This is a genomic window from Bartonella capreoli (genome assembly GCF_902813205.1).
Lineage (GTDB): Bacteria > Pseudomonadota > Alphaproteobacteria > Rhizobiales > Rhizobiaceae > Bartonella > Bartonella schoenbuchensis.
Genome location: NZ_CADDZX010000139.1, coordinates 1 through 514 on the forward strand (window position 1 = coordinate 1; position 514 = coordinate 514).

Below are 514 nucleotides of genomic sequence, written 5' to 3' on the forward strand. Positions count from 1 at the left end.
GTAGCATTCGGTAGAATATCTGCTTGTCGACATTTAATGTTGAAAAATTTTTCTGCTCCAAGGTCGGCTCCGAATCCTGCTTCTGTAACAACATAATCCGCAAGTTTTAAAGCGGTTTTTGTTGCTATAACTGAATTACAGCCATGAGCAATGTTAGCAAAAGGTCCTCCGTGGACAAGAACAGGGTTGTTTTCAATTGTTTGTACAAGATTAGGTTGCAGAGCATCTTTGAGAAGAACTGTCATTGCACCTTCCGCATTGAGATCAGCAACTGTCACAGGTGTTTTATCGTAACGATAGGCGACAATAATTTTTTTGAGTCTTTGCGTAAGATTTTCTAGATTTTTAGCAAGGCAAAAAATAGCCATAATTTCTGATGCAACAGTAATATCAAAACCTGTTTGACGAGGGAAGCCATTGGTTATTCCACCCAATGAAACAACAATATCGCGTAATGCACGGTCATTCATGTCAAGAACTCGTTTCCAAACAATGCGGCGTGGATCAATGTTCA

The 514-nt window shown here is 39.5% G+C and carries 1 protein-coding gene; it reads right to left on the reverse strand.

Annotated elements, in window-relative coordinates:
• On the reverse strand, positions 1-514 hold a 514-nt coding region (locus J7R05_RS07745; protein WP_208541818.1), incomplete at both ends, for a formate--tetrahydrofolate ligase.